Source organism: Caldisericaceae bacterium, assembly GCA_036574215.1.
GTDB lineage: Bacteria > Caldisericota > Caldisericia > Caldisericales > Caldisericaceae > Caldisericum.
Genome location: JAINCR010000066.1, coordinates 1 through 25,773, shown reverse-complemented (window position 1 = coordinate 25,773; position 25,773 = coordinate 1). Strand labels below are relative to the sequence as shown.

At 34.1% G+C, this 25,773-nt stretch carries 26 protein-coding genes; 11 read left to right on the top strand and 15 right to left on the bottom strand.

Annotated features, from left to right (window positions below; all coding sequences use genetic code 11):
- Positions 1-533: 533 nt before the first annotated feature.
- The 7 genes from K6343_04100 to K6343_04070 all read right to left on the bottom strand — a co-directional run bounded on the left by K6343_04100 (position 534) and on the right by K6343_04070 (position 7,053).
- On the bottom strand, positions 534-1,085 hold the full coding sequence (locus K6343_04100; GenBank protein ID MEF3245146.1) for a hypothetical protein: 552 nt from the start codon (positions 1,083-1,085) through the stop codon (positions 534-536).
- 17 nt (positions 1,086-1,102) lie between these two features.
- Positions 1,103-2,008, bottom strand: a complete 906-nt coding sequence (locus K6343_04095) for an amidase domain-containing protein (protein MEF3245145.1) — start codon at positions 2,006-2,008, stop codon at positions 1,103-1,105.
- A 521-nt stretch (positions 2,009-2,529) separates the two neighbouring features.
- Positions 2,530-4,005: a PQQ-binding-like beta-propeller repeat protein gene (locus tag K6343_04090; GenBank protein ID MEF3245144.1), complete on the bottom strand. Its 1,476-nt coding sequence runs from the start codon at positions 4,003-4,005 to the stop codon at positions 2,530-2,532.
- Positions 3,956-4,846: a hypothetical protein gene (locus tag K6343_04085; protein MEF3245143.1), complete on the bottom strand. Its 891-nt coding sequence runs from the start codon at positions 4,844-4,846 to the stop codon at positions 3,956-3,958. Before K6343_04085 ends, K6343_04090 begins: the two co-directional genes overlap by 50 nt.
- A gap of 343 nt (positions 4,847-5,189) precedes the next feature.
- Positions 5,190-5,762, bottom strand: coding sequence for a hypothetical protein (locus K6343_04080; protein ID MEF3245142.1), 573 nt, complete (start codon positions 5,760-5,762; stop codon positions 5,190-5,192).
- A 15-nt stretch (positions 5,763-5,777) separates the two neighbouring features.
- Positions 5,778-6,404 carry a hypothetical protein gene (locus K6343_04075; GenBank protein MEF3245141.1) on the bottom strand — a complete coding sequence of 209 codons (627 nt, stop codon included), beginning with the start codon at positions 6,402-6,404 and terminating at the stop codon, positions 5,778-5,780.
- 10 nt (positions 6,405-6,414) lie between these two features.
- Positions 6,415-7,053, bottom strand: a complete 639-nt coding sequence (locus tag K6343_04070; protein MEF3245140.1) for a hypothetical protein — start codon at positions 7,051-7,053, stop codon at positions 6,415-6,417.
- A gap of 360 nt (positions 7,054-7,413) precedes the next feature.
- Here K6343_04070 and K6343_04065 point away from each other — a divergent pair, with 360 nt between their 5' ends.
- Genes K6343_04065 through K6343_04055 form a run of 3 tightly spaced genes read left to right on the top strand, consistent with a single transcriptional unit; the run spans position 7,414 to position 9,789 of the window.
- Positions 7,414-8,736, top strand: a complete 1,323-nt coding sequence (locus K6343_04065) for an MFS transporter (GenBank protein MEF3245139.1) — start codon at positions 7,414-7,416, stop codon at positions 8,734-8,736.
- Positions 8,733-9,281 (top strand): chromate transporter, encoded by a 549-nt coding sequence (locus K6343_04060; protein ID MEF3245138.1) that lies wholly within the window; start codon positions 8,733-8,735, stop codon positions 9,279-9,281. Before K6343_04065 ends, K6343_04060 begins: the two co-directional genes overlap by 4 nt.
- The gene (locus tag K6343_04055; GenBank protein ID MEF3245137.1) at positions 9,271-9,789 is read left to right on the top strand and encodes a chromate transporter; all 519 of its coding nucleotides are present in this window, start codon (positions 9,271-9,273) and stop codon (positions 9,787-9,789) included. The genes K6343_04060 and K6343_04055 overlap by 11 nt, the downstream gene beginning before the upstream one ends.
- Positions 9,790-9,791: 2 nt before the next feature.
- Here the strand turns inward: K6343_04055 and K6343_04050 are convergent, their stop codons facing one another.
- The 4 genes from K6343_04050 to K6343_04035 are packed head-to-tail and all read right to left on the bottom strand — an operon-like array spanning position 9,792 to position 16,414.
- Positions 9,792-11,564: a hypothetical protein gene (locus K6343_04050; GenBank protein ID MEF3245136.1), complete on the bottom strand. Its 1,773-nt coding sequence runs from the start codon at positions 11,562-11,564 to the stop codon at positions 9,792-9,794.
- Positions 11,534-12,268, bottom strand: a complete 735-nt coding sequence (gene rsmG, locus K6343_04045; GenBank protein ID MEF3245135.1) for a 16S rRNA (guanine(527)-N(7))-methyltransferase RsmG — start codon at positions 12,266-12,268, stop codon at positions 11,534-11,536. The genes K6343_04050 and rsmG overlap by 31 nt, the downstream gene beginning before the upstream one ends.
- A complete protein-coding gene (gene clpB, locus K6343_04040; protein MEF3245134.1) occupies positions 12,265-14,871 on the bottom strand; it encodes an ATP-dependent chaperone ClpB in 2,607 nt (868 codons plus the stop codon). Before clpB ends, rsmG begins: the two co-directional genes overlap by 4 nt.
- A 1-nt stretch (position 14,872) precedes the next feature.
- Positions 14,873-16,414 (bottom strand): diguanylate cyclase, encoded by a 1,542-nt coding sequence (locus tag K6343_04035; GenBank protein ID MEF3245133.1) that lies wholly within the window; start codon positions 16,412-16,414, stop codon positions 14,873-14,875.
- Between the two features lie 94 nt (positions 16,415-16,508).
- Between K6343_04035 and K6343_04030 the strand changes: the two genes are divergently transcribed.
- The 8 genes from K6343_04030 (at position 16,509) to K6343_03995 (ending at position 23,007) form a co-directional block, all read left to right on the top strand.
- Complete coding sequence (locus tag K6343_04030; GenBank protein ID MEF3245132.1) at positions 16,509-17,432, top strand: branched-chain amino acid transaminase; 924 nt, start codon at positions 16,509-16,511, stop codon at positions 17,430-17,432.
- Positions 17,433-17,553: 121 nt separating this feature from the next.
- A complete protein-coding gene (locus K6343_04025; GenBank protein ID MEF3245131.1) occupies positions 17,554-18,015 on the top strand; it encodes a beta-hydroxyacyl-ACP dehydratase in 462 nt (153 codons plus the stop codon).
- Positions 18,003-18,983 (top strand): ketoacyl-ACP synthase III, encoded by a 981-nt coding sequence (locus K6343_04020; protein MEF3245130.1) that lies wholly within the window; start codon positions 18,003-18,005, stop codon positions 18,981-18,983. The genes K6343_04025 and K6343_04020 overlap by 13 nt, the downstream gene beginning before the upstream one ends.
- A 1-nt stretch (position 18,984) precedes the next feature.
- Positions 18,985-19,884 carry an ACP S-malonyltransferase gene (gene fabD / locus K6343_04015; protein MEF3245129.1) on the top strand — a complete coding sequence of 300 codons (900 nt, stop codon included), beginning with the start codon at positions 18,985-18,987 and terminating at the stop codon, positions 19,882-19,884.
- Positions 19,877-20,632 (top strand): 3-oxoacyl-[acyl-carrier-protein] reductase, encoded by a 756-nt coding sequence (gene fabG / locus K6343_04010; GenBank protein MEF3245128.1) that lies wholly within the window; start codon positions 19,877-19,879, stop codon positions 20,630-20,632. Before fabD ends, fabG begins: the two co-directional genes overlap by 8 nt.
- Positions 20,633-20,657: 25 nt before the next feature.
- Complete coding sequence (acpP, locus tag K6343_04005) at positions 20,658-20,900, top strand: acyl carrier protein (GenBank protein MEF3245127.1); 243 nt, start codon at positions 20,658-20,660, stop codon at positions 20,898-20,900.
- A 1-nt stretch (position 20,901) separates the two neighbouring features.
- Positions 20,902-22,143: a beta-ketoacyl-ACP synthase II gene (gene fabF, locus K6343_04000; protein MEF3245126.1), complete on the top strand. Its 1,242-nt coding sequence runs from the start codon at positions 20,902-20,904 to the stop codon at positions 22,141-22,143.
- Between the two features lie 135 nt (positions 22,144-22,278).
- The gene (locus K6343_03995; protein ID MEF3245125.1) at positions 22,279-23,007 is read left to right on the top strand and encodes an SIMPL domain-containing protein; all 729 of its coding nucleotides are present in this window, start codon (positions 22,279-22,281) and stop codon (positions 23,005-23,007) included.
- A gap of 53 nt (positions 23,008-23,060) precedes the next feature.
- On the opposite strand, the gene K6343_03990 is transcribed toward K6343_03995, so the two are convergent.
- The 4 genes from K6343_03990 to K6343_03975 all read right to left on the bottom strand — a co-directional run.
- Positions 23,061-23,243 (bottom strand): anaerobic ribonucleoside-triphosphate reductase, encoded by a 183-nt coding sequence (locus tag K6343_03990; protein ID MEF3245124.1) that lies wholly within the window; start codon positions 23,241-23,243, stop codon positions 23,061-23,063.
- An 81-nt stretch (positions 23,244-23,324) separates the two neighbouring features.
- Positions 23,325-24,623 carry a TRAP transporter large permease subunit gene (locus K6343_03985; GenBank protein MEF3245123.1) on the bottom strand — a complete coding sequence of 433 codons (1,299 nt, stop codon included), beginning with the start codon at positions 24,621-24,623 and terminating at the stop codon, positions 23,325-23,327.
- Positions 24,620-25,117: a TRAP transporter small permease gene (locus K6343_03980; protein MEF3245122.1), complete on the bottom strand. Its 498-nt coding sequence runs from the start codon at positions 25,115-25,117 to the stop codon at positions 24,620-24,622. Before K6343_03980 ends, K6343_03985 begins: the two co-directional genes overlap by 4 nt.
- A gap of 15 nt (positions 25,118-25,132) precedes the next feature.
- A partial coding sequence (locus K6343_03975) for a hypothetical protein (GenBank protein MEF3245121.1) occupies positions 25,133-25,773 on the bottom strand: 641 nt, incomplete at its 5' end.

The following is a 25,773-nucleotide window of genomic DNA, read 5'->3' as shown; positions in this document are numbered from 1 at the left end:
TTATTCAAACGATTTGAATTTTATACAAATTTTTAATCTTGTCAAGAGGTTGAATTACCTTATCAATAGAGGATAGGTTGTTGAAGGATCAATGGGTTAAATTTGTTCCTTTTTAATTTTTCCCGTTTTTAAGAGAATTTAAAAACTTACTTCGTATCACCTCCTCAATGAGAAGACTTCTTAGAAATCTTCTTTATGTAGACATATGCAAGTATGCCTGAAAAAATAAGAGGCATTTCAAAGTAGGGGAAAGCCAATATAAACATACTAATTAAGCCTTCAAATAGAAACAGAGGAAAAAGTAATATTGTTCCACCTGTTATAATGAGATAAAAGAAGAAAAGAGAGACAACTTATTTTACTCTCTTCCGTCAATACTTTTAAGAAGATTTTTTAGTTTTTTCTAAAAATACATTTCTGCTATATGCAAAATTTCTTTTCATCATGTATTAGATACGTAAACTTATAAAAAAGTTCTATAATTTTTCACTGAACTAATAGAAACGAAAGTAGTATCATCCATCTTCAACACTTTAGTTTACCTCAATTGTTAGATTTTTAGGGACGTTAACCTTTATAGTAGGCCAGCTGGGCTGAGAAAAAGAATAAGTTGTATGAGCTGGATGTTTTTCCCATTCTGGATTTTTAACCTCTCTTTGAGCGTGGAGTTTAAGCTCGATATTATTTATAATCGTTCTTGAACTCATATCTTTAGGACTTTCTACCACAATACCAAAGTATATATATCTTTTTTTGAAAGGTCCCCATTGTTCCTGGCGAGGTATGGCAGGTTCTAAAATAATTACACTAAAATCATCTCTTAATTGTTTAAAAGTTTCTTTTCCAAATTGAAATGAAAAAGGTAAGAGGGGACGAACAGATACTGTATAGAAAAGAATAAGATATTTCTTTTGTGGATTAAAATTCCACTTACCTTTCTTCAGCCAAAAATTAAGTCTCTCAGTATCGTTAGTTAAATCATGGACTTTTACACTTTCAACCTTAGCTTCGCAAGGAAAAAGATACAATAATCCAAGCAAGATTAAGAAGATAATAATAACAAAAATAAAGGCCCTTTTAAGCATTTTGTACCTCCTCTGTGTTAGTGGAAATGCAAAAGGTAAAAGTGGTCAATAATGCTATGACCATTAATTATTGACTGTAAGGAATGGTCAACACAATCATAACCATTAGGGCCAGAGTGATAAGTCAAATATGTTTCTCCATTTTGTTTTTTGGTTACTATTAGTGAATGCCATTTACTCCCACCAGTTTCGAGTTGGATAACATCACCTGGAACAGCAGAAGCTCTCAGAGAATTAATTTGACTTATTCCAAATACTGAAGAGGTGGCGTTATTTTTGTACTGGCTTTGATATGTATAGAAATCTCCTACAATAGACCAAGAAGTAGACCATGCCCATCTTGATTGTAAGCACCACCATTGTGCTCTGTTTACATACCATTTTGTAATAGTTGAATAGCTTGAACAAGTACCACTCCCATCAATTGGAACTTTTCCTGCATTCACCACCCGACTTGCAAAATTAGTGCAGTCACCACCTTTGTTCCTAAAATCAGGAAAATCTGGATTTTGGCCTTTGCCACCCTCAATCGAATACTGATAGGCATAGTTCACAGCTAAGGATGGATTGTATACCCATGTAGTACTCTTGGTGTTATTATTGGTGATGATATCATCTAAACGATCTTTGCATTGTGCAGGATATAGGATTTCTGGGTGTGCATAGTAATATGCAGCATATTTAACAATTTTCCTGAAGTATGGTGAATTTTGTAAATCTTTGTTATACTCACCCCACAGTAAGTTATTCAAAAAATCAAAATATTCAGGAGTACCCTCTTTTAGATTAAGTCCTTTGGAATCAATGTATCTTGTAATCTCCCGCTTGCCGATGGTGTAATCATCTGCTGAAAAAACTTTTATACTAAATGTACTAAACAACAAAACCAGAACTAAAACGGATAAAATCAATCTTTTTTTCATTTTTGCCTCATTGTTCTCGATTTTTTAAACTTTTTCCTTTACGTGATAGTTTTCCTCCTTCCTCATCTTCCATCGCTACTTTTTTACCCTCATATTACACCGCCTCCTTTCTCTAAAACTTTATCTTCTTCCATTTTACCATCTTCTTTCTGAGGATTTTATTCATCCTCTATAGATTAGATTATGTTCCAAATCCTAAAAAATTTTCCCACGATTTTGAAAAAATTTTTAAATTTTTTTCTTCTCATACAATAAGACCTAAGAATTTGGAAATTTGTTCCCAATTTTTCAGAGAATTTTTAAAAATTTTTTCTTCTCATATATTGGACTCTCAAACTCAAAAAGTTCCAAAATTTAACAAGAATTTTCGATTTCTTTATAAAATGGTTTCCTCACATAATGTTTTCAAAATGAGAAGGTTTACTATAGGACTTTAATTTTGTCCTCACAATAGATGACTAAATAATATAGGGAGGTAAACCCCCCTATACTGTTAATTTTAAAAATTGTTTCGGTTTAATTTACTTCCATAGTTCAGCGACAGAAGGCTCCTGAGGCATGTCATACCCAGCACGGTTATCTTGATAACGCACTATTAAACCATTATCCACAGGCATCATGTTAATAAAACTATGTCCTTTCTTAACTACCTTGCGCCATAATAATTTTCCTGCTTCTGTATCGAATGCATAAATTGCCTTATCTACATTAAAATAAACAACATCCTTTGAAATAACTATATCGTGTTCTCTAAAACGATTTTCATCTTTATTCCAAGTGTTCCACCAGTTGCTCTGCCAATCCTTATCTTTAAAACTCCATACTATTTCTCCTGTCTCAATATTGAAACAAGCTAATCTTTTATCCATAGTCATCGCATAGAGCTTCCCATTATGAATAGCTAAATGTGAAATAGTAAATACAGGGTTTAATTCTCTACTAGTCTCTGAAATGTTTTGCCACAACGGCTTATGCGAAGTCTTATCAAAAACTTTAATGAAGAATTGAGGCTCAGGTTCACCCCACTGGTCTCCAACCATACCTACAGCAACAAAGTTGTTATCTACTGCAATTTGTGCTCTATAACCAGGAGATCTAAAGCCTTCTTCGCCAACTGGTTCAAACCATGTAAATTTTTTTCTTAGAGTATCATAAGAGAATATATAAGTCCGGTATGTGCTATCATTAGTGAACTGTGTAACTCCGTAGATGTCTGAACCGTCTGCTGCAAGAGCCACTGATACGGGAAACATTGAGCGATACTTCCCAACGACTGGTTCTGCTACAGGCTCTATAAATATCTTATCCAAAACTTCCCCTGTTTCTATATCCCAAACCCATATACCAGCCTGTGCATCTTTATTTTTCTTATAACTCTCTGCACTTGATGCTGCAAGGTAAATCTTTCCATTAATGATCAACGGGTGACGTGATGTGTCGTTTACTTCCATATTACCAATGAGTTCGCTTTTCCAGAGTAACTCTCCTGTATTTTTATCAAATGCGGCAAGGTATTGAGCAGCAGGAAAACCTTCAACAACAATCAATTTGTCTTCATAAACAACTGGCGAATAATTAAACTCAGAAAAAGGAGGGAAAGGATCCGGATAACTCTTTCTCCAAATTTCTTTCCCTGTATCTAAATCAACGCAACTCATTATACTACCACTTACCATAAACACTCTGTTCTCTTCAACAGTAGGAGCATCCATTGTGATAAAAAAAATTTCATCTGCTTCGGTAAGTGTATATTGCCATGATACTTTGTTAGGAAGTTCTTTTAATCCTTCAACATCTCGGTAGGATGTGCGTTGAGCATTACAGTATTGACCATAAAAAACAGGGACAGAAGTATGTGTTGATTTATCACAACCTTGAGATAATAATATAAAAAACAATATTAATAATATTACTACAACTCTTCTCATACTCTTCTCATAAAAACTATTATTGTTGTGGGTAAGCAGTTCTAAATACGGATGAACTTGCAAAATCATATCCACTTTCTTCTACTGTTTGGTAGTAAGGAGTCTTTCCATCATATGGTGCATAAATCCGATAACCGGGATTATTATAATCATAGTTGTAATCTCTACTGTATGTATTCATGATCCAATTAGTCTTTCTATTTCTTTCTCCATTAGTTTTTACCAATGGAGCAAAATGTGAAGGTGTCATACGTAAAATTGGAACTATCCGATAGAAAATGGCAATTGCTGCGTCATTAAAGCTATCAAAATAACCAATACTACTTATCCCAGGAAATTTTGCGATGGCACCAAAAATTAAATTGTCACCGCTAAAACCTCCATTATTCTTCAACCATGTGTTTAAATTTAAAGGGGTTACAATACTACCATTTATCGTAAGGTTATATGTTGCAAGCATCATTGCACAAGAAGTAAGAAAACAACCAGCTCCTCCAATTGTAGATGGGCCAAATCCTAATTTTTCCTTACACCATAACTTGTATCTTTGGTTATATGAAACAATTGATGGAAGTGTTGTAGAGAAATCTGAATTTATAAAAAGATTCTTTGAAACATAGTATTTCTTAAGAATTTCTTCAGGCAATGCACTTTTACCTTTTGATTGTTTTCCGTCTCTTTCCAAAAGTGCCTCAAGAGGAGCAAGTTCATATTCATTGATCTTTACTTCCTTTTTACCGTTAATAACAATAATAGGAAATAGATTCCCGTGTGTATCTCTATACATTTTGCCTTTTTCTGTATTAATTACTCCGTATCCTTCATCTGCCTTAACCATTTTCTCAAACGGAATAAAACCCACCAAAAAGATAAAAACAACTAACAAAATAATCATTTTTTTAACTCTCATTTTGGTAACCTCCTTGCAAAAAATTTTGCTACTACTTTTCTACACCTTATTTTTACTTTCTTTTCATAAGAGTTTTTCCTCTCTCCCACCTCCCATCTACTTTCTTTTTTACCCTCATACTACATCATCTCCTTTCTACTACATTATACTCTCTCTCTCTCTCTCTTGTCAATACCTTTTAGGAAAATTTTTAGTTTTTTAAAAAATATTTGCTCTAACCAAAAATTCCTTTTCCTCATATATTAGATACGTAAGATCATAAAAAAGTTCCATAAGTTTAAAGGAATTTTTTAAAGAGGGTGCCTTTAAAAAAGCACCCTCGAGCTAATTACAAAAGAAGTATTTATTTTATAGGTTCTTTAAAGATTACCTTAACTGTTGCATTGGGGAAAATTTTATCTAAATCGTCTCTCTCAAAATGTGTATAAATAAATTCGTTAATCTCAAAATCTTCAGGAACTTTAAAAACAACCCAGCCAAAGGCTATATTATTTTCTAATTTTCCTAAACCAATTATAGGAAACTTATTTCCAAAAAGTTTAACTGCATCCTCTGGATGGATAGAACCATATGATGTTTGTTTAGAATGGAGTTTTCCTGCAACAATAAAACAGCCGTATAACTCATAACATTTATAAGATTTACAATTATAATGTTCACCAAAATGGACATAATCATTTTTGGTTCTATTTTTGCTTCCGTCTAATAACACTTGAAATGCAATGTATTTTTGGAACTTTTCTTCAATAGATGGATGAACAAATTTGTAATCTAACAAAGTTAAGTAAATACCAGACCAACCAAGTTGTGCTCTTTCTAACATTTTTACTGTTTTAGTCCCTCTACCTCTACTGTAGTAATCAGTAGATACTATAATGAGAAGTAGGATAACTGCAGTAATTATTATAATTATCACTTTCTTCTTCATACCTTAATAGTTTAATAAGTTGTTTTTCTCAAGCTCAGGAAAAACGCTTGGCATATATCCATCCCAAGATTTTGTTTTTTCATGTTTTGGGTTTCTTACAAAATGGGTATCGGCTGATGGGTCAATAAGGAATACAATTTTATTGTTTCTTAATCTTTGTATATCTTTATTTTGGATGTTACCAATAATAGCAGTAAATCCTTTAAATTCTGTATTGTTTCTTTTAAGCATATCTAATAGGAGTTTTTCATCGTAAAGCATTCCATTTTCAGGACCTACAAGAAAAGTCCCTTTAAGGTTTGTGCCTTTTTCAATACTCCTTCCTTCTATTGCAAGCACTTCTATATTGTATGCTTTTACAAGTCTTTCAAGTTCCTCTTTATTAATATACTTTGAGAATGTAATTGTTAAAAAGTATTTCTCAAAAGGAGATTCTTTATCTTTTATTCTATCAAGAACTTTATCTATCTTGTTTTTATAATTTAGAAGATGTTCCTTACTTAAAGAAAATTCTCTTGCAATAGAAAACATATCAAAGTAAGGTTTATCTTGAGAAAACGCCTTTAAAAATCCAAAGACACCTAATGTAAGAGACATTAAAATTATCAATATGAATATTATTTTCTTCATACTTTACCTCCTAATACCAAGGATAATTTCTTGATAGGTGTGTCTCATTAAAATTCGGTGCTGTATTATACTCACCAGATCCGTAATCATAAAAGCTCATCTGTGAAGCAAATTCAAATGTGATAGGAGTAGTAGAATATACTTTAAATCGTGAGTCAAAGCGATAATCTGTATCTGCGCGCATAGCTAAAGGTTGCAAACAAGTAACTTCTGTTTCATCATAATAACCATTGCCTCCTGTTTCTTCAGGGTCGTCGTCTCTATCAAAGTGTGGAAAGGGAAGTGTAGAGTAATACATTGTTGTATTAAGAGCAGAGACAGTGGTATTACACCCTTCGCCAGTGCAAGTCTTATCTACTACTGAAATGTCAAAAGTATAGTACAATGGTGGGTAAAAATATTCATAGTACTCTTTTATTGTTTTAATTGCATCCCAAGTAAATCTAAACCTCGCTTGAGGGGAAACATACAAATTATATGCGCTATCATTATACTCATACATTACAGTTCTTCCCCAATCAGGGGAAAATGGCTTACTTTGTGGACCCCAATCTTCTCTCGGACTCCACTGGTTAGCAACTACTTTACTTATAAAAGTCAAGCTCAAAAGAAGATTAACGACGATAATTAAACCTAAAACTTTCTTCATTTTAACCCCATTGCTTCTTAGATTTTTATTTAGAAATATTTTCTTTTCCTGATATTTTTTTCCTCTTTTCTCACAACCCATCTACCTTCCTTTTTGCTTCCATATTACACCATCTCCTTTCTACTACATTATATACTCTCTCTTACGTCAATACCTTTTAGGAAGAATTTTTAGTTTTTTCTAAAGCATATCATCCTGATGCTGGGAAAAGTAATGCTACCCTAATTACTTCTTCCTGAGTAAAGCGAAGGATCCAATATTTTACCACTCTTTGGGGTTTCTTTTGAAGATTTTTGTAAATTTCTTAAAAAATTTTTCAATAAATTAAATTTGTGGTAAAATCTAAATCTGTAGGACCTCATGGAAAATAAAGAAAATCAAATTTTTGAGAAAATTAAAAATAGATTTTATTTACACTTTCCTTCTTTTAAGTATAGAAATTTTAGACTATTCTTTTTTGGCCAACTTGTTTCGGTGGTAGGCAGTTGGATGCAAGCTACAGCCCAAGGTTGGCTTGTATTACAGATTACGAATTCCCCTTTCAAGTTGGGTCTTTTATCTGCTGTGCAATTTTTACCAGCGCTATTTTTATCACTTTATGCAGGAGTTCTCATTGATAAATTCTCTAAGAAGAAGATCCTTATATTTACACAATCTTCTTTAGCCGTCCTTGCCTTTATTTTAGGATTACTTATAACACTCAGAGTTATACAATATTACCAAATTTTAATTATCGCCTTTTTAATGGGACTTATTAATACAATTGATATGCCTGCAAGACAATCTTTCTATATTGAACTTGTTCCAAAAGAGCATCTTATGAACTCTATTGCTTTAAACTCATCTGCATTTAATCTTGCGCGTATCTTTGGACCTGTAATTTCAGGTGTCCTCATTGGCATTGTGGGATACTCTTGGAGTTTTTATTTGAACGCCTTAAGCTTTTTGCCTGTAATCGCTGCTCTATTTTTTATAGTTGAAAGAACACCATCTATTAGAAAATTCTCTTTTAAAGAACTTCAAAATGTAAATAAGGATGTTGTTTCTGGTTTAGAGTACATCGCTAAGATTCCTATTATCCTTTTAATATTTGCATTGTTTACCATCGTAAATATTTTTGGACTCAATTTTAACGTGTTGATACCTACACTTGCAAAAGATGTGTTTAATTTACACGCAACTGAATATGGTTTTCTTATGTCTCTTTTAGGAGTTGGTGCGTTAACGAGCTCCACATTACTTGCCGTTATTAGTTATAAAGGAGTAAAACATCTGTATCTATTCTTTAGTGCATTGCTTCTTGGTTTAACTCAGATTTTTATTGGGCTTATACATCATTTGACTTATGTTTCAGTGTTTGTTGCACTATCTGGTTTTGCAATGGTGCTTTTTCTCAATACGGCAAATACTCTCTTGCAGATGGAATGTGAGGAATCTTACAGAGGAAGGGTTATGAGTATTTACTCACTTATACTACTTGGTTTTACTCCGTTTGGTGCGCTTCTTACAGGAACTTTAAGTGAAAAGGTATCGGTTAATTTTACTTTTGTTTTTGTTGGTGTGATCATTTTGATTTCAGTAGTATACATTTACTTTAAACGTTACAATAAAATTTTTGGAGTTAGCTCTTTAAATATAAGGCATGCAAGTGGGCCTTACGAAGGAAACCTCCCTAAAAAATGAAGAAGTATTTTTCATTGTTTTTTAATTTCTTTAAAATAGGTCTCTTTACTATCGGTGGTGGTTATGCAATGATACCCCTTATGAGAGAAACTTTAGTTTATAGAAACAATTCTTTAACCGAAGATGAATTTCTTGAGATGCTTGCTATCTCCCAAATAACACCAGGACCTATTGCAATAAATATGGCTACGTTTGTTGGGTATAGAGAGGGAGGTTTAGTTGGTTCTATCTTTGCAACTGTAGGGGTTTCTTTGCCGTCTTTTATTACAATTTTGCTTATATCGATTTACTTTACCAATTTTATTGATATTCCTTGGGTAAAAAAATTTTTTCTTGGCATTCTTACTGGTGTTGTTGCAGAAATTGTCTATATTACATTTGACCTCTTTATAAAAGCAAAAAAAACAATTTTTTACTTATCAATACTTTTACTTTCCATTATTGAGTTGTTTGTTCTAAAAATTGATCCAATTTATGTTATTTTAATTGGCGGGGCTTTGGGTATAGTTTTTGGAAAGTTCTTTGAGGTAAAAAATGCTCATTAGAATGTTTTTTGAATTTTTTAAGATTGGTATTGTAACCTTAGGCGGTGGACAGGCGATGCTTCCAATCCTTCAGCATTCTTTGGTAAGAGAGTTGCGCTGGATAACTCAAGAGAAGTTTCTTTATTTCGTCTCTGTTGCCGAGGTTACACCAGGGCCTGTTGCGTTAAACATGGCAACCTTTATTGGCTATGATCTTGGAGGAGTAATTGGTTCTATTATTGCAACACTTGGAGTTATAGCACCATCATTCCTTATTATTCTTATTGTAGCACATTTTGAAAAAAAGTTTAAAGAAAACGCTATTTACAGAAGATTTATGCTTGGAGTCAAACCTGTTATAATTGCTCTTCTTATAAATGCATCCTACTTAATTATTCAGCATAGTTTTACAACCCCTGTATACTATCTTATGGCTCTTGTAGGTTTGTTTATTTTTACGCTCTATAAAAAATCACCTGTTTTAATCCTTCTTATTGCAGGTTTTACAGGTATTTTTATCCTTAAATAAAATTATCCATAATTTATGAAAAATAAGAATAAATCAACTCCATCTACTTTAAGATCGTAGTTAATATCACATAGATTGTTAAAGCCATTTGACATGTAAGTTTCTCCAAAACTTGATTTAATGATATCGTAGTCTTTTGAGTTTTCTATGCCATCAAAATTAAAATCAATTGGGCTAAAACCTTTTGAATTTATGTTTATTGCACTTTTACATTCACTATCTATAACCTGTATTGCCGAATTGACGTTTCCTCTTATGTATCCTTCTATTTGCAAACTGTGGTGGCTATTTACCCTTACAATGTTAAAATACCAATCGTAGATAGGTTTTGAATTGCAATCTAAAAAGTAGAGATTTTTTACATAGAAATTTTTAGGAAGAACTATAAAAGTATCCTTTATATTATCTATTTTAAGAGAAAATCTCCCTGAATCTATATGAAGTTGGTAATCAATTGTTTTTTCACAACTTTTTGTTGGAGGATCCTCAAAATCTTTCATATTCTCAAAGTTGAATTTAAGGAAGGGTAATCCATAAATGTTAAAATCATAAATGTTAAGAAGATTTGCTTCTTTTGGGTCTTCAAGGTCGTTTACAAAAAGGTGCTCAAAATAGTATGTAAAAGAATTGTATAGTGCTTTTCCAATGGTGACTTTATCGTATATGTCTTTAACAAAATAGTATGCAATACTTGACGAACCGCCATCATGAGGAAGCGTAAAATAAGAAGGTGAATATGACACATCTCTTGATCCTATAAAGGCAACTGCTCCGTTTTTTAAGAATGTTTTTCCAAGGTTCTCGCTTCCACTCAAATTTAAACAACTTAAAGAAAAAACAACGCCATTTGTTGTAAAAATATCAGTGGTTGTTATGAAGGGAGTAAAATATTCTTCGTTTTTCTCTGGAAAGCCATTTAGGTTTTTGTCAATCCATATTTCAGAGTAAGCTCCGTATTTAGAGCCGTGCGCATCCCAAAGAATGAATTTTTTGTCCTTTATCTCATTAATGAAATTTTCTTTTGTAAGGGGTTGTGAGTTAAATATGGATGGAAAATCACCACCTTTTTCATAAAGAGTTGTGGCGTTTTTAAAAAACTCATTTTTTATTAGCTCCATTAATCTTGCACCATCTCCTGTAAGGATGTTAGCATTTTCGTAAATTTCGTTTGGAAATGAAATAAAAGATGAAGCTAATAGGACGTTATCTTTTAAAGTTTTAAACTTCTTGAGGTTATCTAAGTAATTTTGCACTTCCTTTCTCGTGTCAAAAGGGATACGCCCAACAAAAAACCTAAAATGTAATCCTGTTTTAATGATATCGTCGTGTAATTCGCCGAAAATTCCATCGTTATCAAAATCTAATTCTTCAATACCATAGAACGCATCCGTTTTAATTTCTTTGGGAGAAAAACTACCCTCCTGGGTAATTGTAAGAGTATAAGGAGGTATTTTCTCTTCGCTTGCAACAATAAGTAAATAGCCTGAGTTAAATCTTTCAAAAATATAGTTTCTTATACTTTTTGGGTGAGAACTTCCAATATCCTCAATTTTAACAAAATAGAAGTTGTAATCTGTGAATTCGCTTTTAAGTTCAAGTAGTGTGTTTATTAAATTCTCACTACTAATTACGATTACTTTTTCTTGGTAAGAGTTAGAAAAGTTATTAAAATATGCTCCCGTTGCCTTTAAAGTATTGGAAAACATCAAAAATAGAATAAGCCCTATAAGTAGAAAGTATTTTACTAATTGTTTGTGTGGTTTATGCCTTCCCACCTTTTAACCTCTTTTAGAAGTGCTGAATAACTCCTTGGGTATCTTTTTGGTGTATGCCACTCTTTTTTAATCTTTACAAGATACCGATTTAGGGGGTCATTTAATTTGTATGAAAAAATACTTTCTATTGAGCCACCTAGTTCTTCTATAAAAGGTTCGTAATTTGGTAATGCTTTTATATCTTTTTCCCCCTTATGTAGAACAAGATGTCCTCCTTTTTTAACAAAAGGCATCCCAATTTCAAGATTTAAGGAAAGTTTACCAAACTCCCTTTCGCATACGAGGTCAAAATGTTCCCTTAAGTCTCCTTTTGCAAGTTCTTCTGCTCTTGTAGTGTATACAACACTCTCACTTAACGAAAGCCTTTCAAGTAAAATTTCAAGAAACAACGCCTTTTTCTTTTGAGATTCAATGAGTGTAAGTTCCGAATTTCTTTTTGCAATTTTTAGAGGAATACCTGGAAAACCTGCTCCACTTCCTATGTCAAGCAAACTTGAAAATTCATCCACTACCTTAAGCACCATAATAGAGTCTATAAAGTGTTTGTAAATTATGTTTTCTTCATTTTCAATAGCAGTTAAATTTATGGACTTATTCCATTCTACAAGGAGGTTTTTATAAATTTCAAAGTAAGTTAAGTGAGATTCGTCAAATGGAATTGATACTTCCTTAAGGGCGTTTGCTAATAATTCTCTAAAATTCATTTTACTTTGAATTTAACTTCGCCTTTATCCATAAAACACTCCACAACACCTTTTTCTAAGTTTTCACGGAGTAAAAATTCTGCAAGGGGGTTTTCTATGTACTTTTGAATGGCTCTTCTCAGTGGTCTTGCACCGTAAACTGGGTCAAATCCCTTGTTGATGATGAACGTTTTTACATCTTCTGAACAATCTAAAATAATGTCCTTTTCTTTGAGTTTTTCATTCGTTCTTTCAAGAAGGAGTTCAACAATTTGTTTTAATTCTTTCATGGAAAGAGGGTTAAATACTACGATTTCATCTATTCTGTTAAGGAATTCTGGCCTAAAGATGTGTCTCATTTCGTCATTGACTCTATCGACTATTCTTTCGTATTGTTCCATGTATTCTGCCGTTCCAGGGATTGCGTTGATTTCTGCGATGTATTTACTTCCAATATTTGAAGTCATTATTATAATTGTGTTTCTAAAATCAACGGTTCTTCCTTTTGAATCCGTTAACCTTCCATCATCAAGCACCTGCAAGAGGATGTTAAATACATCTGGATGTGCCTTTTCAATTTCATCAAGAAGGATTACCGAATAGGGTTGTCTTCTCACGGCTTCGGTAAGTTGTCCTCCTTCTTCGTATCCTACGTAACCTGGGGGTGCTCCAATGAGCCTTGAAACAGAAAATTTTTCCATGTATTCAGACATATCAATTCTTATAAGTGCTTTTTCTGTATCAAAGAGTGCTTCAGCTAGTGCTTTTGCAAGTTCTGTTTTACCAACACCAGTTGGGCCAAGGAAAATGAAAGACCCAAATGGTCTATTTGGATCTGATAACCCTGCCCTTGCACGTCTTATTGCATTTGCAACAGCAGAGATTGCCTGATCCTGTCCTTTAACTCTTTTTCTTAAAGAACCTTCAAGGTTGAGTAATTTCTCTTTTTCTGTTTTAAGCATCCTTGCAACTGGGATCCCTGTCCATTTTGAAACGACTTGTGCGATTTCTTCTTCTCCTACTTCTTCTTTAAGAAGAGGGTTTTCACCCTGCACTTTTTCGAGCTCTTTGTATTTTTCTTCAAGAGTTTTGTTTAGGTTTGGGATATCCCCATAGAGGATTTTTGCAGCTGTATCAAGATCACCTTGGGTTTGAGCAAGATTTGCTTTTGTCTTGAGATCTTCTATTTGGCTTTTTATCTTTCTAATTTCTTCGATAATTGATTTTTCTTGTTTCCACTTCATTGTTAAACGATCAACAGTTTCTTTTAGACTGGTAATTTCTTTTTCTATTTGAGAAAGTTTTGCTTTTGATTCTTCATCTTCTTCTTTTTCAAGTGCCTTCTTTTCCATTTCAAGGAGTCTTAATTTTCTTGTTGCTTCATCGAGTTCAACAGGCATACTATCAATTTGCATTCTTAATAGAGACGCTGCTTCATCAATAAGGTCTATCGCCTTGTCTGGAAGGAATCTGTCGGTTATATACCTGTAGGAGAGTTTCACAGCCGCAACAATTGCTGAATCTTTAATTCTCACTCCGTGATGAACTTCGTATTTTTCTTTTAAGCCTCTTAAAATAGCAATGGCTTCTTCTACACTTGGTTCTTTTACAAGCACTGGTTGAAATCTTCTTTGTAAAGCCGCATCTTTTTCGAAGTATTTTCTGTATTCGTCTATTGTTGTTGCACCAATTGTTCTTATTTCTCCTCTTGCAAGAGCAGGTTTAAGCATGTTTGATGCATCCATTCCCCCTTCTGAAGAGGCTCCTGCACCCACGATTGTATGTATCTCATCAATGAAGAGGATGATTTGTCTATCGGATTTTTTAATTTCATCAAGCACTGCCTTAAGCCTGTCTTCAAACTCTCCTCTAAACTTTGTTCCAGCAATGAGTGCTGCCATATCAAGTTGAAAAATGGTTTTATCTTTTAAGGTTTCTGGCACGTCTTGAGAAACGATTCTCTGTGCAATCCCTTCGACTATGGCTGTTTTTCCAACGCCTGCTTCCCCAATAAGAATTGGGTTATTTTTTGTTCTTCTTGAAAGGATCTGTATTGTCCTTCTTATTTCTTCATCTCTTCCTATTACTGGGTCAAGTTTTCCTTCTCTTGCAAGTTTTACAAGGTCTCTTCCGTATTTTTCTAAAACTTTGTATTTTGCTTCAGGGTTTTTGTCAACCACCTTTTCACCTCCTCGAATTGTTTGAATTGCTTTAAGGACATTTTCTCTTGTAATACCATACTTTGTGTAAATGCCTCCAATCTCATAATCGTGAAGGGTTGCAAGAAATAGGTGTTCGGTTGTTATAAACTCATCACCCATTGCTTTTGCTTCATTTTCTGCCCCTATAAAGACTGTGTTGAGTCTATTTGTAATGTAGAACTGCGAATCTTCGCTTACATGGGTTTTTGGGAATCTTTCGATGTTATAGTATAAATCGTTTATCAGTTTTTCTTTATCTACTTTAAGGAAATCAAGAATAATCGGCACAAAACCTTCTTGTTGGTTTATCATCGCAATAAGTAAGTGCTCAACGTCTACTGCCTGATTACCTTCTTTTATGGCTATTTCTTTTGCTTCAATGAGTGCTTCTTGGGCCTTTTCTGTAAATTTGTTTTGGTCCATTTTATTCCCCCTTCATGAAAGCAATAAAATAATACAATTCACCAAAACTTTTAATTGCATTCATCATACACCTAAAATTATACTCTTTATTTTCTAATTTGAATTTAAAGGGAAAAAATACCGCTTCTTCTTTTTCTAATCTTTTGGTGTGTTCGGAAAAAATATCGCTATTTAAAACATCAGAAATGTTCTTTAAAAATACGTTTTTGGCAGTTTTTTTAAACACGTCTTTAAATCTTTTGTTTGCTCTTATGATGTTTAAATCTTTATCCAGTATTAGTAAAGGAGCTAAAATATTCTCAAAAAAAGTGCTGAATATGATTTCTTTTGATTTAATTTCTATGGTTTTCTTGAAGTTTTTTTCAATATCTTCTGTGTAGAAAACAAAATTGTTTACTCCATTTGCTTTTGCTTTGTACATTGAAATATCTCCTTTACGAATTAGGTCATCAAGTTCTGCTCCATCATCTGGATACACTGTAATGCCAATGTTAATTCCAATCGAAATTTCTCTATCGTCAATTTTTATAGGTTCCATAAATTGGTTTAAAATTTTTAAAGCAATACCTACTATATCTTCAAATTTTCCAATGCCACTACACAATACTACAAATTCATCTCCTCCAAACCGAACAACTAGGTCTGTTGAACGAACCGCCGAGAGGATTTTCTCTCCCACACGTTTTAGCACTTTATCGCCAAATTCATGCCCGTAGGTGTCATTTATAAATTTAAATTCGTATATGTCCATGAAAAATAGGGCAATTTTTGTGTTATTCCTATCGGCATAGGCTTTTTCAACTGCAAATCTATCGGAAAAAATCCTCTTATTGGGAAGGTTTGTTAAAAGGTCATGTGTTGCTTCATAGTGCAGTTTTTCTTGTAATTTCTTAAGCTCTGTTATATCTTCATAAGTGCCAATAATACCAATTTTGTCATTTCCCAATTCAAGAGGTTGCCCTGAAATAAGAACAGAGATACTTCTTCCATCCTTTGTTAGTCTTTTTCTTTCAACTTTTAAATAACCTATCTGTTTTGCAATGTTGTCAAGAGTTTCACCGTCTTCTATTTCCGAAGGTGGTGTAATGATTTTATTTATGTTTTTCCCAATGATTTCGGATTCTTTATAACCAAAGAGGTCCTCAAATTTTTTATTTACCTCAATAACATTTGAATTTTCGTCTAATAAAACCATAGCAACTGGAGATAAATCTGTAATATTTTTGAATGTATAAATAACACTTTCTTTTATGATTCTTAAAGAGATTGTATAAGGCTTTTTACTTTTGATTAGTGCTTCAACTGTATACACGTTATCCCCCTGGGTAAAACCGATAGATGTCCTACTTTGATGTAGTGCAAATAGTTTTAGTAAATGCATTATTGTTTGCGAAATTCTTACAAGTTCTTTTAATGTATTAACATGCTTAAGAGAAAGGGTATTAAAAAAGTCTTTTTCTTCACTAAGAACTCCTTTAAGTAAACCTCTATAGGTTTTTACACTCCTTTCAAAAGTAAAATTTGCATAAGGATAATCTTTCATAGGCAGTATTTTTCAAAAAACTCTAATTTTGTTATATATTATACTATTTTTCAAAAATCTTATATAATATTAAAATTTTGTAAGGAGGTTTTTTATGTTGGAGTCAAAGTTTATCTACTTTAACGGAGATTTTGTCAATTGGAATGATGCAAAAATTCACATCCTTTCGCATGTAATTCAGTATGGGTCGGGAGTGTTTGAAGGAATTAGAGCCTATGAAACAAAATTGGGAACTGCAATTTTTAGAGCATATGACCACTATAAAAGACTTAAGGAATCGATGAAGATATACAGAATGGAAACAAAAGAAACAGTAGAAGACTACATTAATATAACAAAGGAACTCCTTTTGAGAAATGAACTAAAAAGTGCGTATGTAAGGCCTGTTGTCTATAGAGGGCTTGGTTCAATATCCCCAAACCCTCTACATGCACCTATTGAAACGGCAATTGCCGCTTTTGAGATGCCAAACATCTTTAATGAGAAGGCTTCTTACGGAATAAATGTTTGTGTTTCTTCTTATAGAAGGTTTGCTCCAGATACAACTTTAGCTCTTGCAAAGGCAACTGGTAATTATTTAAATTCTGAGCTTGCCATGATAGAGGGAGAAGAGAACGGATACGATGAAGCAATTATGCTTGATGTGTTTGGGTATGTGGGAGAAGGCCCTGGAGAAAATATTTTCCTTGTTAAAGATGGTGTAATTTATACACCGCCTTTAGGCTCATCTATTCTTAAAGGTATTACAAGAGATTCGGTTATAAAAATTGCCGAGTACTTAAAGCTTACGGTAAAAGAACAAAATCTTCCAAGAGAAATGCTCTACGTTGCAGACGAGATTTTCTTCTGTGGCACTGCAGCAGAAATTACTCCAATTGTTTCTGTTGATAGAATTCCTGTTTCCGATGGTAAAGTAGGGAAAATTACAAAACTTATCTCGGAAAAATTTAGAGAAATAGTAATTGATGGAGTTGACCCGTTTAATTGGTTAGAGTTTGTTGAAGCAAAAGCGTACTAATTTAATCTTTAAAGACAACTTATCATATTAAAAGCCACTTTTGTGTGGCTTTTTTGTATTATTTGGAAATTTTGGAAATTTTATTATAATACGTTTGAAACTTTAGGAGGTAAAAGTGAAAATTGTAAAAAATCTTTCAAAAAGTGATGTTGAGAGGATATTACCTCATAGAGCACCGTTTCTATTTGTGGATGAAATTGTTGAAGTTGGTGTTGGAAGTTATGCAATTGGCAAAAAAGTTTTTAAAGAAGACGAATATTTCTTTAAAGGACATTTTCCAAATAACCCCATTGTGCCAGGTGTTATTCTCATTGAATTTTCAGCACAGGTTTCTGCATTTATGATTCTTCTCCACGATGATTACAAAGATCTTTTTGGGTATCTTTTAGAGGTAGAAGATTTTAGATTTTTAAAGAAGGTGCTTCCTGGAATGGAAGTTTATTGTAAAAGTGAGATTCTTGATTTTAGACATAATATTGCAAGAACAAAAGTCGAAATTTTTAATGGCGATACGATTTTTTCAAAGGGAGTAATAAAAGCTTATTTTGTAGATAAAAAAGGAGGTTTGAAGTGGGAAAAGTAGGCATCATCGGCTTGGGAAGTTATATCCCAGAGAAAGTTGTAACCAATACTGATCTTGAAAAATTTCTTGACACTTCTGACGAGTGGATAAGAACTCGCACAGGCATAGTAGAAAGAAGGTATGCAAAAGAAAGTGAAGCAACTTCTGATTTAGCTACAATTGCTGCAAAACGTGCAATAGAAGATGCAAAGATTTCTCCCGAAGACATTGATCTTATTATTGTTGGAACGAATTCTCCTGATATGCTTTACCCTGCAACGGCATGTCTTGTCCAAGAAAAACTTAATTTATCAAAAAAGTGTGCTGCCTTTGATTTACAAGCAGGCTGCCCTGGATGGATTTATGCAACAGTTGTTGGGAGTCAGTTCATACAGAGTGGAGCGTATAAAAATGTCCTCGTAATAGGTGCTGAAGCTATTACCCGTATGATGGATCCAACTGATAGAGGGACTTACGTTCTATTTGGAGATGGTGCAGGTGCAGTTGTCCTATCTCACGTTGAAGATGGAGGCTTTTTAGGGTTTGAACTTTTTGCAGATGGCTCTTTATCACAATATCTTACACTACCTGCAGGCGGTTCAAGAAAACCTTTTTCTGAAGAAGTTTTAAAAGAAAGAAGTTATTTTACTCAGATGAATGGTAACGAAGTCTTTAAATTTTCTGTAAGAGAAATCTCAAGGATTTCAAATATCCTTCTTGAAAAAACAAATACAAAAATTGAAGATGTTGATTGGTTTATACCTCATCAAGCAAACTTAAGGATCATTCAAGCAGGTGCAGAAAAACTTGGAATACCAATGGATAAAGTTGTTGTAACCATTGATAAATTTGGAAATTCATCGGCTGCTTCCATTCCTGTTTCACTTGACTTCTTAAGAAAACAGGATAAACTTAAAAAGGGTGATTTGGTATTAATGGTGTCATTCGGGGCAGGAATGACTTCTGGTGCAATTTTAATGAGGTGGTGAGATGTTAGCGTTTGTTTTTCCAGGACAAGGTTCGCAGTACGTAGGGATGGCTTCGAAAATCCCTGAAAGTAGTATTAAAAAAGAATTATTTTACAAGGCTTCTTCTATTGTTGGTTTTGATCTTCTTGAAGTCTCACAAAAAGGGCCAGACACTCTATTAACCTCAACAGATATCACTCAACCGATATTGTTTACAGTTTCCTCTATTTACGATATTCTTTTAAAGGAACGTGCAATCAAGCCTGATATAGTTGCAGGGCATAGCCTTGGTGAGTATTCGGCGCTCTTTTCAGCAGGGGCAATTTCATTTGAAACAGGTGTGAGGTTGACGCGCACAAGAGGACTTCTTATGAAGGAAGCCTCCGATAAATCTCCTGGAAGTATGCTTGCAGTTGTTGGCCTAAACAAAGATAAGGTTGATGAAGTAATTAGTGAAGCATCAAAATTTGGTGTGATTGTGTTAGCAAATTACAATTCTTTTGACCAAGTTGTGCTATCTGGTAGTATTGAAGCAGTAAAACAAGCAGTAATTTTTGCAAAAGAAAAGGGGGCTCGTCTTGCAAAGCCTCTTAATGTGTCTGCTGCATTTCATTCACCATTAATGGAACCAATCGTTGCTGATATGTCTAATGCTATCGACAAAGAAGAATTTAAAAAACCAGAAATTCCTGTTATTCAGAATGTTAATGCCGAGATTACTACAGAACCCGAAAAAATAAAAGAGAATTTAAAAAAGCAGTTAACAGGTTCTGTTAAATGGGTGGATACTCTTCTTAAAATGGATTCATTACTCGTTAAAGACTTCTATGAAGTTGGTCCAAAAAATGTTTTAAAAGGTCTTATTGATAAAACACTTAGTAATGTTAGGGTTGAACTTGCTGAGGAGGTATTTAATGGTTGAAATTGACCTTTCAGGAAGCGTTTCTGTTGTGACTGGGGGTTCAAGAGGTATTGGGAAAGCCATATCTTTAGGTCTTGCGAAGGCTAATTCTAAGGTTGCAATTGTCTATGCAAGTAGAACTGAAAGTGCTTTAAAGGTAAAAGAAGAAATTGCTTCTTTTGGTGGTGTTGCTCAAATTTTCCAATGTGATGTTTCTTCTGAAAATGAGGTAGAACATGTTATAAGTGATATTGTTGCACAGTTTGGAAATATCCACATACTTGTAAATAATGCAGGTATTACAAAAGACACCCTCCTTTTAAGGATGAGTGAGAGTGATTGGGATGCTGTTTTGGATACTAATTTGAAAGGTGTATTTTTGATGACAAAGCAGGCACTTAAATTCATGATGAAAAATAGTTTTGGAAGAATCATTAACATTGGTTCAATTGTGGGGATTACTGGCAATATTGGGCAAGCAAATTATGTAGCTTCTAAAGCAGGGCTTATTGGTTTTACAAAAGCAGTTGCGTTAGAATACGGTGGTAGAAATATTACTTCAAATCTTGTTGCACCCGGTTATATTGAAACTGAAATGACAGAAAAATTACCTAAGAATATAAAAGAGACTTTCCTAAATAAGGTTGTCCTTAAAAGGGCTGGGTTTCCTGAGGATGTTGCAAATATGGTTATTTTTCTTGCATCTCCTCTTGCTTCGTATATTACAGGTGGTGTTTTTGTAGTTGATGGTGGTTTATCTTTAACTTAATAAAAAATTTTAAGGAGGTAAAAACATGGAAGAAAATGAAATTAGAGCAAAAGTAGTAAAAGTAATTACAGAAAAATTAGGTGTTGATGAATCTAAAATTGTTGATTCTGCAGAGTATATTAAAGATCTCGGTGCAGATTCACTTGCACTTGTTGATATTGCAATGGCATTTGAAGACGAGTTTGGTGTAAAAATTCCTGATGAAGATTTGGGTAAAATTGACACTGTTGGTAAAACAATTTCTTACATTAAGGAGCATCTAAGTTAGTATGGAAAAAGAAAGAGTAGTAATTACTGGACTTGGTGTTGTTTCTCCTATTGGTATTGGAAAAGATGCATTTTTAGATGGTCTTAAGAGCGGCAAGTCTGGTGTTTCAAAAATCTCATCTTTTGATGCGTCTAATTATTCTGTTCAGATTGGAGCAGAAATAAAAGATTTTAATCCTGAAAACTACATTGACAAAAAAGAAATTTCTCGCCTTGATAGAGTGCAGCATTTTGCTTTTGCTGCCGCAAAAGAAGCAATCGAAGATGCAAAAATTGGAAGTGATATTGACCCCGAGAGGGTTGGTGTGTATGTAACATCTGGAATTGGTGGGGTTATTAGCCTGGAGCAACAGATTTTAGTAAATAAGGAGAAAGGTCCAACAAGAGTAAGCCCATTTCTTGTAACTCAAATGATTATTGATGCAATTCCTGCCTATATTGCTTTGAAGTATGGTTTTAGAGGCGAGACGAATGCGGCCGTTGCAGCATGTGCTTCATCTGCAAAAACTATTGGGCTTGCTATGCTTGCAATTGAAAGAGGTGACCTTGATATTATTGTTGCAGGAGGTTCAGAAGCACCATTTACTCCAACAGCGGTTGCTGCTTTTGCAGTAATGAGAGCACTGTCAAAAAGAAACGATGATCCTGAACATGCATCTCGTCCATTTGATAAGAATAGAGATGGTTTTGTAATGGGGGAAGGTGCAGGTATTTTGGTGCTCGAATCTCTTACTTCTGCAAAGAAAAGAGGAGCACACATCTATGCAGAACTTGTTGGTTATGGGACCACAACTGATGCCTACCATGTTACTGCACCAGATCCTACTGCAAAAGAAGTAATAAGAGCAATGGAATTGGCTTTAAATAAAGCAAACGTTAAAAAAGAAGATGTAAGCTACATAAACGCACACGGCACATCTACACCTTTAAATGATAAAAACGAAACTTTTGCAATTAAGCAACTCTTTGGGGATATTGCATACAAGATACCAGTGAGTTCTACAAAATCACAAATTGGGCACTTACTTGGTGCTGCAGCTAGTGTTGAGTCAGTTGCAACAGTCCTTTCAATTGAAAAAGGCATGATTTTCCCTACAATAAATTACGAAGAAAAAGATCCTGAACTTGATCTTGATTATGTGCCAAACACACCAAGGGAAGCTAACGTAAAAGTGGCTTTGAAAAATTCTTTTGGTTTTGGTGGGCATAATGTAGCTCTTGTTTTTAAAAAATTTGAAGGCTGACCTATTTATATATTAAAGGAGGAAGGGGGTAATTTTACCCCCTTTTTTAGTTTTTGTAAGAATTTTTGAAATTTTTAAAAAACTGTTGGAACTTTTTAGGTGTATCTTGTATCTAATTAATGGAGGTGAAAGAAGATGAACAAAAAATTATTAGCTTTATTTGTAATCATTGCAATTTTAAGTGTAATTTTTATTGGTGGAAAAACTCTTCCTAAAGGAGAAGTTAAGGCAACTGACGATCCAACTAACCATACTATTTCAGTTACAGGAGAAGGTGTAGTTGAGGTGATACCTGACATAGTTAATTTAAATTTTGGTATTTTTACCGAAGACTCTGATCCTGAACAAGCAATGGACTTACTTAGTAAAAAGGCAAACGCTATTATTAAGGCGCTTCTTGATTTAAAAATACCTAAAGAAAAGATAAAGACATCTAACCTTAGCCTGTATCCAGTTTATGATTACAATCCACAAACAGGGGAATCAAAACTCAAAGGGTTCCATGCTTCTGAAGATTTTGTTGTAATAACAGAAATTGAAAAAGCTTCAAAAGTTCTTTCTGCTGTTGTAAAATCTGGTGTTAATAACATTGGAGGTATTGTCTTTGATGCATCAAATAGGGATGAATTAAAACTTCAAGCAATTGAAAACGCTATGAAAAATGCAAGAGCAAAGGCAGATGCAGCACTTAATGGCACAAATTACAAAGTTACTGGTATTAAAACTATCTCAATTGAATCAGTTAGTTATCCTATACCTTTATTTAAATCATTTGCAGGAGTAGAAAATGAAGCATCGGTTCCTGTTGAAGGGGGCACATTGAAGGTTAACGTGACAGTTAATGTTGTTTTTACTTTTGACTAATTAATTTTTGAATACACTTAAAAAAAGGCAGGCAAACGCCTGCCTTTTAATACTTACTTTTCGATATTGTAATTTTTTCTTTCTTTAAATTCTTCTCTTTTTCCTTTGTTCCAGTGCTGTACCGGTCTTAGATAACCAACAGGCCTACTCCAAACTTCACATTTTGTTCGTGAATGTTCTGGAATCACCGTCCCATCTTCAAGCACAAGGTCTTTTCCTTCTGTAGTGTTAGTCATGTTCACCATCTCCTTTTAATATTATAACATTTTTACAAAAATTATAGTAAGCTTTAAAATTTAGAATATTTTCTCCTTAATTTATGGAGCAATCTTATATAGACCAGCATGTATTGGGAGGTAAGTAGAAAGTGCAGGGACAGAGGAGATGATAATCAATGCAATGATACTTGCAATGATGTATGGTATAGCCTCTTTTGCTATTGGGTCAAGGTCACTATTTATAAGGCTTGCCGCAGTAAACAAGTTTACTCCAACAGGAGGTGTTGCTTGCCCTATAGCAAGCGCTGCAACAAAGATGACTCCATACCAGATAGGATCGATATGATAGAGTTTTAGAATGGGGATAAGGGGTGGTAAAACAAGATAAGAAATAGAAATTGCATCCAGGATCATACCAAGTCCAAGTAGCACAATATCAATAAGGATGATAAACATCCACGGATTTTTTGTAATATTAATTATAGAGTGTGTTAAGCTTTCTACAGCACCAGATACCGTTGTAGTCCAGGAAAATATACCCGCAAACGCAACAATCGTCATAATAACAGAGCTTGTAGCAGAGGCCTCAATGAGAATTTCCATAAATGTTCGCCAGTTTAAAGTCCGATAAATCACTGTAGCAACAAATAAACTGTAGAATACAGCGACAACTGCTGCTTCTGTAGGTGTGAATACCCCTCCATATATACCACCAAGAATAATGAATGGCGCAAGAATGGCCCACACTGAATCTTTTAGCGCAATGAGGATTTCCTTTGCACTACCTCTCTCTGTGATGCCTCGATAACCACGCTTCTTAGAAACGAAATATGCAGCTACAACACAGAAAAGACCCATAAGAATCCCTGGGATAATCCCTGCAGTAAAGAGAGCGCTTACGCTAGCAGATGTAATATTACCATAAATAATGAATGCGATACTCGGAGGAATAATAATAGAAAGGTCTGCTGTAGATGCGACTGTTGCTGCAGCAAAATACTTGCTGTATCCATGTCTTATCATAGGAACAATGAGTATAATGCCTACCGCTGCGGTTGTTGCAGGGCCAGACCCAGAAATGGCACCCCAGAACATTGCAGTAAGCACAGCTGTCATTGCAAGTCCACCAGTTGATCTCCCTACAATGAGTTCAAGAAGTCTTGCAATCTTTTCTGCAAGTCTTGCCTTTTCAAAGATCATTCCAGCAAGCACAAAGAACGGTATAGCAAGTAGAGAGAAACTTGCAATCCCTGCGTAAAAATTTCGTGAAATCATTACAATCCCTAACTTATACAGAATGATCACAATCAGTGCAGTAGAACCTAAAGCAACTGCAATAGGAACACCAATAACGACGAGTATCATAAACATGATAAGTAGTAAAACTGCCGGATTCACTTCGCCACCTCCTCAAGTTTTGCAAGGGATTTCTTATGCCCTCTTATCATCCTAATAAATACAAATATAGAAAAAATCGGGATCCCCATATAATATATCCACATCTGTATGTCTAATGCAGGAGATGTTGAATGAAATAGCGTTAATTCCTCATAGATAGTTCTTAAAACGAACAAATCTACTACGCCTATAAGAAAAACTGAAAGTGCTAAATTTAGCCATATGATATATTTCTTAACAGGCTTGGAAAATTTCCTAAACAGAGTCACCATGCCAAGATGGGAACCTCTTTCAAATGCTACACCCATGCCAATGACTGTAACCCAGACAAAAAAATTCACACCGATTTCCTCGGTAAATGCAAGAGAATAGTGAAATACGTATCTTCCCAAGACATTTAAGAAAGCTATAACAGCCATTATAAAAAGCAACGAACCCATAATGAGCTCATCTATTTCAAATTTCCTTTTCTTTTTCATTTCACTTTTCATCATTTTTATCACCTCCGACTATATGTTGGGCGTAACTTTTACTACATCTCCTTCTTTTAAGTTGTACTTCTTGACGAGTTTGTCATGGAATACTATACTATCCTGAAGAGAAATCTGCGGACTTATCCGAAGGACGAGTTCATCATACCTGGGAGTCTCTGCAACAATGGAATTTATTCTTCTCTTTAAAATTTGCTCCCACTTCCCTACAAGTTCTACATCAAGCCATACGACGTATTCATCTTCAAATTCATCAACGGTGCTTCCCGGTGCCATGCCTAAGATCCTACTCATCCATATCCCATTTTCACCTTCCAATAGGTTGTGGGCGATTTGGACGGTAAGTGCTACAGGTTCAATAGTTGTAATTTTCTTTATTCCCTTAATCTTAACAAGTGTGCGATCTATCAAATCTGAAGTAATCTCTGCTACATCAAAATAGGACATGTGAAGAGATTCAGCGATCTCTCTTAAACTTCTATTTCCATCAACAAGCGGGATAATTCTTATTGCATTTGCACTTAATGATATGTTGTCATTACTGACGGCTGTCTCAAGTTGAGGTATTGCATCAATAGAAACAATTTTCTTTTTTATTTCGTTCCCCTTTTCAGTAAATTCAGAAAGCCGTATGAGAATTTCATTGCTGGATGCATTAA